The sequence below is a fragment of the Phenylobacterium sp. genome, assembly GCF_035539035.1.
In the GTDB taxonomy this organism is placed as follows: domain Bacteria; phylum Pseudomonadota; class Alphaproteobacteria; order Caulobacterales; family Caulobacteraceae; genus Phenylobacterium.
In genome coordinates this window covers 57,373-66,352 of the sequence record NZ_DATLJI010000002.1, presented here as the reverse complement: position 1 = coordinate 66,352, position 8,980 = coordinate 57,373, and the positions used below count along the sequence as shown (strand labels likewise).

Here is an 8,980-nt window from a genome sequence, read left to right as displayed (position 1 = left end):
ACCCGCTCTGGGGCAGGCTCGACGCCTTCCTGGCCGACGCCGGGGAGCGTCCCGACCTCCTCGAGGCCGACTTCGACATCCTGGTCATCGAGGCCTGCGACGCCATCGGCCTCGACGCCGGCCTCCTCTACGACATCCGCGCCCCCGCCGAGCCCGCCCCCGCCGACTCCTCCTGACCCCGCTCATCCCGGCGAAAGCCGGGACCCAAGCCGAGTCGGCAAGCGCGCTGACGCGCGCCAGATGGAACCACGGAATACACGGACCACACGGAAGGCGGGCCCCCTCACAGGCCGCGCCCGCCTCACCCTGCGCGCCTCCGGCGCGCGATTTCACGTCCCCCACGCCGACCGGCTGGCACGCTCAGCGCCGCGCCCGTCCGTGTGGTCCGTGTATTCCGTGGTTCCTTCCCTCTTCACCGAGCGCGGCGAACGGGAGCCCTACTCCACCGTCCCCGCCACCGCCTCGGTCTCCACCGGCGGGGCGATGATCATGGCGGTCGCAAAGGTCAGCGCCGACACCGCCGCCAGCGTCGCGGCGGCCAGCACCGGCCACACCCGCTCCTTCGCGGGCTTGGGCGTGACGAGCGTCCTGGCGCGGGCCAGGGCCTCCGGATCGAGGGCGGACATGGGCGCGATGATCGGCGGAGTCGCCCCGCCCGCCAATCCGGCGCTTGGCGAGCGCCCCCTCACCGCCTAGTTAGGACCCCATGATCCTGGTGATCGATAACTACGACAGCTTCACCTACAACCTCGTCCACTACCTGAACGAGCTGGGGGCGGAGACCGTCGTCCACCGCAACGACGCGGTGAGCGTGGCCGAGGCGCTGGGCCTGAAGCCGCAGGGCGTGCTCCTGTCGCCCGGGCCCTGCACGCCGAACGAAGCCGGTATCTGCCTCGATCTCCTGAAGGCCGCCCCGGAGGATCTGCCGATCCTCGGCGTCTGCCTGGGCCACCAGGCGATCGGCCAGTCCTTCGGCGGCGAGGTCGTGCGCGCCAAGGCGCTGATGCACGGCAAGACCAGCCAGATCCACCACAACGGCCAGGGCGTCTTCAAGGGGCTGAAGAACCCCTTCACCGCCACCCGCTACCACTCGCTGTCGGTGGAGAAGCAGGTGCTGCCCGACGTCCTCGAGGTCACCGCCTGGACCGACGACGGCGAGATCATGGGCGTGCGCCACAGGACCCGCCCGATCCACGGCGTGCAGTTCCACCCGGAATCCATCGCCACCGAATGCGGCCACGAGCTGCTGGCCAACTTCCTCGACATCGCCGGCGTGCCGCGCCTGGCCGACGCCTGAACGGCCCACGGGAAGCGCCATGTCCGACCTCTTCAAGCCGCTGCTCTCGCGCCTGGCCGACGGCGCGACCCTCTCCGAGGAGGACGCCGACGAGTTCTTCGCCGCCTGCCTGCGCGGCGAGCCCACCCCGGCCCAGGTCGGCGCCGCCCTGACCGCCATGCGCATGCGCGGCGAGACCATGGGCGAGATCACCGCCTGCGCCCGGGCCATGCGCCGGGCCGCCATCCACATCGAGCCGGGCTTTCCGACCATCGACGTCTGCGGCACCGGCGGCGACGGCCTGCACACGCTGAACATCTCCACCGCGGCGGCCTTCGTGGCGGCCGGCGGCGGCCTGAAGGTCGCCAAGCACGGCAACCGCGCGCTCTCGTCCAAGTCCGGCGGCGCCGACGTGCTCTCGGAGCTGGGCGTCAACCTCGCCGCCCCGGCCGAGACCCAGCTCAAGGCGCTCGCCGAAGCCAACATCTGCTTCCTGTTCGCCCCGGCCCACCACGGCGCCATGCGCCACGTCTCGCCGATCCGCACCGAGCTCGGCTTCCGCACCATCTTCAACCTGCTGGGCCCGCTGACCAATCCGGCCGGCGCCAAGCGCCAGGTGGTCGGCGTCTTCGCTGAGCGCTGGGTCTCGCCGCTCGCCCAGGTGCTGGGCGCGCTCGGCGCCGAGCGGGCCTGGGTGGTCCACGGCGGCGGCATGGACGAGATGACCACCACGGGCGAATCCAGCGTCGCCGAGTACCGCGACGGCCAGGTGCGCCTCTTCACCATCACGCCCGAGGCCGTGGGCCTGCCCCGCGCCGCGCTGGCCGACCTCACCGGCGGCACGCCGGCCGAGAACGCCCGGGCTCTGCGGGCGATGCTGGGCGGCGAGGCCGGGCCCTACCGTGACGTGGTGCTGCTGAACGCGGCCGCCGCCTTCCTGGTGGACGAGAAGGTCGAGACCCTGCGCCAGGGCGTCGAGCTGGCCGCCCGGGTGGTGGACGAGGGCAAGGCCCTGGCCGCGCTGGACCGCCTGGTCGCCATCACCCAGGCCGCCGCATGAGCGACATCCTTTCGAAGATCGCCGCCTACAAGCGCGAGGAGGTCGCCGCCCGCAAGGCCGAGCGCGACCAGCGGATGATGGAGGCCGCCGCCACGGCCGCCTCTGCGCCCCGCGGCTTCCGGGCCGCGCTCGAGCGGGCCCATGCGCCCGGCCGCCTGGCCCTGATCGCCGAGATCAAGAAGGCCTCGCCGTCCAAGGGCCTGATCCGCGAGGACTTCGATCCCCCGGCGCTGGCCCGCGCCTACGAGGCCGGCGGCGCAGCCTGCCTCTCCGTGCTCACCGACGAGCCGAGCTTCCAGGGCGCCGACGCCTTCCTGGAGGCGGCCCGGGAGGCCTGCGCCCTGCCCTGCCTGCGCAAGGAGTTCCTCGTGGACCCCTGGCAGGTGGCCGAGAGCCGCGCGCTCGGCGCCGACGCCATCCTGGTGATCCTCGCCATGGTCGACGACGCCCTGGCCGGCGCCCTGATGGCCGAGGCCCGCAAGCTCGGGATGGACGCCCTCGTGGAGGTCCACGACGAGGCGGAGATGGCCCGCGCCTGCGCCCTCGGCGCCGACCTCGTCGGAATCAACAACCGCGACCTGCGCACCTTCGTCACCGACCTCGCCGTCACCGAGCGGCTCGCGGCCCAGGCCCCCGCCGGCGCCCTGCTGGTCACCGAGAGCGGCATCTTCACCGCCGACGACGCCGCCCGGCTGGAGAAGGCCGGCGCGACCGCCATGCTGGTCGGCGAGAGCCTGATGCGCCAGGCCGACGTCACCGCCGCCACCAAGGCCCTGCTCGGCGCCTGAGTCGGCCGGATACCTGCGCCCACGATCGGAAATTCCGCCGCGAAATCAGGCGCTAGCACGGTAACTTGACATTAACGAGGAACACCTAGAGAACATCCACAGGTTTTCGCTTTGTTCCTCAGGGGCCGGCAAGATGCTCACCCGCAAGCAGCACGAATTGCTCATGTTCATCCATGAGCGGATCAAGGAGACGGGCGTCTCGCCCTCCTTCGACGAGATGAAGGAGGCGCTGGATCTGGCGTCCAAGTCCGGCATCCACCGGCTGATCACCGCCCTCGAGGAGCGTGGCTTCCTCCGCCGCCTGCCCCACCGGGCCCGGGCGCTGGAGGTGGTGAAGCTGCCGCAGCAGGCCACCGCCGCCGCCCCGCCCAAGGGCCGCGCGCCCTTCAAGCCCCAGCTCGTCGAGCCCGGCCAGGCCGCGCCGGTCGCCGCCAACGACACCCGCGAGCTGCCGATCCTCGGCCGCATCGCCGCCGGCACCCCGATCGAGGCGATCCAGCAGGAACGCGACCGCATCCCGGTCCCCGAGACCATCCTCGGCGCCGGCGAGCACTTCGTCCTCGAGATCTCCGGCGACTCGATGATCAACGCCGGCATCCTCGACGGCGACTTCGTGGTCATCCGCCGCACCGACAGCGCCAACTCCGGCGACATCGTGGTCGCCCTGGTCAACGGCGAGGAAGCCACCCTCAAGCGCCTGCGCAAGAAGGGCGCCTCCATCGCGCTCGAAGCCGCCAACCCGGCCTACGAGACCCGCATCTTCGGCCCCGACCAGGTCGCCGTGCAGGGCCGCCTCGTGGGCCTCATCCGCCGCTATCACTGACGGCGCGGGTCTCCGACCGCTTCTGTCGCAGCGGCGTGGTGAGCTGATCCGCGTCCGGAAGCGGGCGGCGGGAGGCGCGGATGCGGTCAGTGGCGGCGCGGGTCGGGGCCCCAGGTCCAGGGCCGATGTCCGCGCAGGTCCTGCGCCCAGGTCACCTGCCAGGTCCCGTCGGTCTGCCGGTACAGCTCCGCCGAGCCGCCCCGCCGGAAATCGGCGCCCGTGAGCACCAGCGGCGCCCGGCACCCCGCCGGGCGTTCGTCGTTCCGGATCACCACCACCTCGGCGGTAGCGCACATCGCCTCGACCCGTCCCGGCTTCAGCGGCCGCTTCAGGTTCCAGGCCTCCGCCACCCTCACCGGCGCCCCGGCCGTCGGCACGCAGCTCCAGCGGTCGCAGTCGTAGGCGGCCTCGCTCGCGGCCTCGGGAGCCAGCCCACGCCGCCTCGCCCAAAGCTCGGCCCCGAACAGCTTCACGTCGGGCCGCAGCAGCACCGCCGCCCGGTCCGCCCGCACCGCCGCCGTCGCCCCGTCGGCGCTGACCCAGGCGTCCGGCGGCGTGGGCTTGGGGACCAGCAGCACCGCCAGGGCGAACGGCAGTCCGGCCCACCTCAGAGGTCCCTTCCACAGGCACAGCCACAGGATCCCGAGGAACGCCGCCGCCAGCGTCCAGCCCGGCCCGCTCGGCACGACCAGCTGGGCGTAGGGCGCCGACGCCGCCATGGCCGCCACCCGGTTCATCAGGTCGATGGCGAACCCCGCCGCCGCCAGCGGCGCGTCGCCCAGGCCGAACGGCGTCAGGGCGGCGCCCAGCGCCAGCCCCGGCATCATCAGGAACGACGAGATCGGCGCTACCAGCAGGTTGGCCGGCAGGCCCCAGGTGGAGACGCGGTTGAAGTGCTGCATGGCGAACGGCCCGGTGGCCAGCCCCGCCACGAAGCTCGCCGCCAGGCTCACCGCCGTCCAGCCGAGCGCCGCCTGCACGAAGCGGATCGGCCACGGCGTGTTGATCTCCTTCACCGGCCTGGGCCAGGCCTCGGCCAGCGCCACCAGGGCCGCGGTCGCCGCGAACGACATCTGGAAGCCCGGCTCGGTCACCGCCTCCGGCTGCAGCAGCAGCACGGCCATGGCCGCCAGCGCCAGCGCATGCAGGCTGATCGCCTGCCGATCGACGAGCATCGCCCCGAACGCCACCGCCGCCGTCACCGCCGCCCGCTCGGCCGGCGGCGGCGCGCCGGAGAGCACGAGGTAGCCGCCCACCGCCGCCAGCCCCACCAGGGCGGCCGCCTTCTTGCCGTGGATCCGCAGCGCCAGCCACGGCCAGGCGGCGATCAGGAGCCGGGCGCCCGCGAACGCGAAGCCGCCGACGATGGCCATGTGCAGGCCGGAGATCGAGATGATGTGGGCCAGCCCCGCGGCGCGCAGGTTCTCCTCCTGCTCCCGCGGAATGAAGGCCTCGTGGCCGGTCGTCATGGCCGCCGCCAGCCCGCCGCTCCCCGGTCCCAGCTCGTCCACGATCCGCCGCGACAGCTCCCAGCGCACGGCGTTGATCGCCATCCGCAGCCTCAGGCGCCACGGCGGCTTCGTGCCGGTCTCCCAGGTGACCGGCGGCGTCAGCGCGAAGCCCACCCCGCCCACGCTCTCGAAGAAGGCGTCCCGGCCGAAGTCGTAGGCGCCCGGGCTTGCCGGCGGCGGCGGCGCGTTGAGGATGGCCAGCAGGCTGACCGGCGAGCCCGGCGCCGGAACCGGCGTCCCGGGCCGGAGCGTCACCCGCACCCGGATCGGCGTGGCCCCGGCCGGCCAGTCGCCGACTCTGGCGGGCGCGATCAGCAGCCGCTGGCCGCCCTCGCCCGGGCTCGCCACGTCCACCACCCAGCCCTCGAGGCGCTGCGGCTCGCCGCCCGAGGGCGCGATCGGGGCCCAGACCCGCTCGGTCCGCACCTTGCCCATGCCGAAACCCGCCACCGCGCAGGCGACCAGCACCAGGACGACCGTGAGCGGCCGAACCCGCGACGCAGCCGCCGCCGCCAGCAGCAGGGCGACGGCGCCCGCACAGAGCCAGGCGACCCAGGCCTGCGGCTCCCGCGGCAGGGCGAAATAGAGCGCCGCGCCGAGCCCCAGCGCCACCGGCGTCCAGAGCGTCCAGCGGTCGGTTTGCGCCAGCCCCTGCGCGCGCGACCAGGCGAGCGCCGCCGCAAGGCTAGGACGCCTCCGAATCCGCGTGCTAAGAGGCGCCGCCCAGGCGCCCGGCGCCGTCGCCTCCCCAGCCTCACCGATCCCGATGTCCGACCGACCCGTCGTCACCCGTATCGCCCCCTCGCCCACCGGCATGATGCACATTGGCACGGCGAGGACCGCCCTGTTCAACTGGCTTTACGCCCGGCACACCGGCGGCAAGTTCCTGCTGCGCATCGAGGACACCGACCGCGAGCGCTCCACCGAGGCCGCCGTGCAGGTGATCTTCGACGGCCTGAAGTGGCTGGGCCTGGAGGCCGACGAGCCGCCGGTCTTCCAGTTCGCCCGCGTCGAGCGCCACCGCGAGGTGGTCGAGGATCTGCTCGCCCGCGGCGCGGCCTACAAGGACTTCATGAGCGCCGAGGAGCTGGAGGCCGAGCGCGAGAAGGCCCGGGCCGAGGGCCGCGTGGTCCGCTCGCCCTGGCGCGACACGACGCCCAACGACGCGCCCGACCGGCCGTTCGTGGTCCGGCTGAAGAGTCCGCAGGACGGCGAGACCCTGATCGACGATCAGGTGAAGGGCCAGGTGCGGTTCCAGAACAAGGACCTGGACGACCTCATCCTGCTGCGCACCGACGGCACGCCGACCTACAACCTGGCCGTGGTGGTCGACGACCACGACATGGGCGTCACCCACGTGATCCGCGGGGACGACCACCTGAACAACGCCGCGCGCCAGACGCTGATCTATCAGGGCATGGGCTGGGACGTGCCGGTCTGGGCGCACCTGCCGCTGATCCACGGCCCCGACGGCGCCAAGCTCTCCAAGCGCCACGGCGCCCAGGCCGTCAGCGAGTTCGACGACATGGGCTACCTGCCCGAGGCCATGCGCAACTACCTGGCCAAGCTCGGCTGGGGCCATGGCGACGACGAGATCTTCTCGGACGAGCAGGCCATCGCCTGGTTCGACATCAAGGACGTGGTCGGCGCGCCGGCCCGCCTGGACTGGGCCAAGCTCAACCACCTCAACAATCACTACATCCGGCAAGCGGCCGTGGAGCGCCTGGCGACGCTCACCGCCAACGTCCACAGAAGCCGCGACTGGAACCTGCGCGAAGCGGACCTGCCGGTGCTGGCCCGCACGATCCCGCTGGTCCGCGACGGCGCCAAGACCATGCTCGAGCTGGCCGACGCCACCGTCTTCGCCCTCAAGCAGCGGCCGCTGGACCTGCCGGAGAAGACGCTGGGCATGCTGAGCGACGAGACCCGCGGCCGCCTCTCTCGCCTGCGGGACCTGCTGGCCGGCGAGGACTGGACCGTCCCCGGCCTCGAGCAGGCGATCCGGGGTTTCGCGGAGGCCGAGGGCGTCGGCATCGGCAAGTTCGGACCGGCGCTCCGGGGCGTGCTCTCGGGCGGCTCGCCGGCTCCGGACCTCGCCGGAACCCTGGTAGCTCTCGGAAAAGACGAAAGTCTTGGACGGCTTGACGATGCGCTTTCAAGGCCCGCGTAAAACGCTATAAGGCCGCAAACGAGCGTTTCATCTCGCAATCGCGAAAGGGGTTCGCATGGGCGACACGGCGAAGGTCGGCATCGGCGGCAAATCGGTCGAGCTTCCGGTCCTGAAGGGGACGACGGGGCCTGACGTCGTGGACATCCGCAAGCTCTACGCCGAAGCCGATGTCTTCACCTACGACCCGGGCTTCACCTCCACGGCGTCGTGCGAGAGCAAGATCACCTTCATCGACGGCGACGCCGGCGTCCTGCTGCACCGCGGCTATCCGATCGACCAGCTGGCCGAGCGCTCGAACTTCCTCGAGGTCTGCTACCTGCTGCTGCACGGCGAGCTGCCGACGGCGCCGGAGTTCGCCGAGTTCGAGCACAACATCACCTACCACACGATGGTGCACGAGCAGTTCGACCGGTTCTTCCAGGGGTTCCGGCGCGACGCGCACCCCATGGCGATCATGGTCGGGGCTGTGGGCGCGCTGTCGGCCTTCTACCACGACAGCACCAACATCGATGACCCGGCCCAGCGGATGATCTCCGCCCACCGGATGATCGCCAAGATGCCGACGATCGCCGCCCGCGCCTTCAAGTACTCCAAGGGCCAGCCGTTCGTTTACCCGCGCAACGACCTCTCCTACGCCGAGAACTTCCTGCGCATGTGCTTCTCGGTGCCCGCCGAGGACTGGAAGCCGAATCCGGTGCTGACCCGCGCCATGGACCGGATCTTCATCCTCCATGCCGACCACGAGCAGAACGCGTCCACCTCGACGGTGCGTCTCGCGGGCTCGTCGGGCGCCAATCCGTTCGCCTGCATCGCCGCCGGCATCGCCTGCCTCTGGGGCCCCAGCCACGGCGGGGCGAACGAGGAGGCGCTGAACATGCTCCAGGAGATCGGCTCGGTGGACCGCATCCCCGAGTACGTCCAGGGTGTGAAGGACCGCCGCTACCGGCTGATGGGCTTCGGCCACCGGGTCTACAAGAACTACGACCCGCGCGCGAAGGTCATGCAGACCACCTGCCACGAGGTCCTGGCCGAGGTGGGCCACTCCAACGACCCGCTGCTGAAGGTGGCCATGGAGCTCGAGAAGATCGCGCTCAACGACCCCTACTTCGTGGAGCGCAAGCTCTACCCGAACGTCGACTTCTACTCGGGCATTACCCTGCGCGCCCTCGGCTTCCCGCCGGAGATGTTCACGGTGCTGTTCGCGCTGGCGCGCACCGTCGGCTGGATCGCCCAGTGGAAGGAAATGATCGAGGATCCGTCCCAGAAGATCGGCCGTCCGCGCCAGCTCTACACGGGCGCCCCGCAGCGCGACTACGTCGGCGTCGAAAAGCGCGGCTGACGACAGACGCCGG

8 protein-coding genes are annotated in these 8,980 nt (G+C 71.9%); 6 read left to right on the top strand and 2 right to left on the bottom strand.

Annotated features, from left to right (window positions below; all coding sequences use genetic code 11):
- Positions 1-437: 437 nt before the first annotated feature.
- Positions 438-626 carry a hypothetical protein gene (locus VM685_RS00475; protein ID WP_325458137.1) on the bottom strand — a complete coding sequence of 63 codons (189 nt, stop codon included), beginning with the start codon at positions 624-626 and terminating at the stop codon, positions 438-440.
- 80 nt (positions 627-706) lie between these two features.
- On the opposite strand from VM685_RS00475, the gene VM685_RS00470 reads away from it, so the two are divergent.
- The 4 genes from VM685_RS00470 (at position 707) to lexA (ending at position 3,947) form a co-directional block, all read left to right on the top strand.
- Positions 707-1,297, top strand: coding sequence for an aminodeoxychorismate/anthranilate synthase component II (locus tag VM685_RS00470; protein WP_325458136.1), 591 nt, complete (start codon positions 707-709; stop codon positions 1,295-1,297).
- Positions 1,298-1,316: 19 nt separating this feature from the next.
- On the top strand, positions 1,317-2,336 hold the full coding sequence (gene trpD, locus VM685_RS00465) for an anthranilate phosphoribosyltransferase (RefSeq protein ID WP_325458135.1): 1,020 nt from the start codon (positions 1,317-1,319) through the stop codon (positions 2,334-2,336).
- Entirely contained in the window at positions 2,333-3,124 is a 792-nt protein-coding gene (gene trpC, locus VM685_RS00460; protein WP_325458134.1) for an indole-3-glycerol phosphate synthase TrpC, read from the top strand. The genes trpD and trpC overlap by 4 nt, the downstream gene beginning before the upstream one ends.
- A 133-nt stretch (positions 3,125-3,257) precedes the next feature.
- The gene (gene lexA / locus VM685_RS00455; protein ID WP_325458133.1) at positions 3,258-3,947 is read left to right on the top strand and encodes a transcriptional repressor LexA; all 690 of its coding nucleotides are present in this window, start codon (positions 3,258-3,260) and stop codon (positions 3,945-3,947) included.
- Positions 3,948-4,033: 86 nt separating this feature from the next.
- Here lexA and VM685_RS00450 read toward each other — a convergent pair whose 3' ends face one another.
- A complete protein-coding gene (locus VM685_RS00450; protein WP_325458132.1) occupies positions 4,034-6,247 on the bottom strand; it encodes a ComEC/Rec2 family competence protein in 2,214 nt (737 codons plus the stop codon).
- Between VM685_RS00450 and gltX the strand changes: the two genes are divergently transcribed.
- Positions 6,225-7,628, top strand: coding sequence for a glutamate--tRNA ligase (gene gltX, locus VM685_RS00445; protein WP_325458131.1), 1,404 nt, complete (start codon positions 6,225-6,227; stop codon positions 7,626-7,628). The genes VM685_RS00450 and gltX overlap by 23 nt on opposite strands.
- 55 nt (positions 7,629-7,683) lie before the next feature.
- Positions 7,684-8,967 (top strand): citrate synthase, encoded by a 1,284-nt coding sequence (gltA, locus tag VM685_RS00440; RefSeq protein WP_325458130.1) that lies wholly within the window; start codon positions 7,684-7,686, stop codon positions 8,965-8,967.
- Positions 8,968-8,980 lie beyond the last annotated feature (13 nt).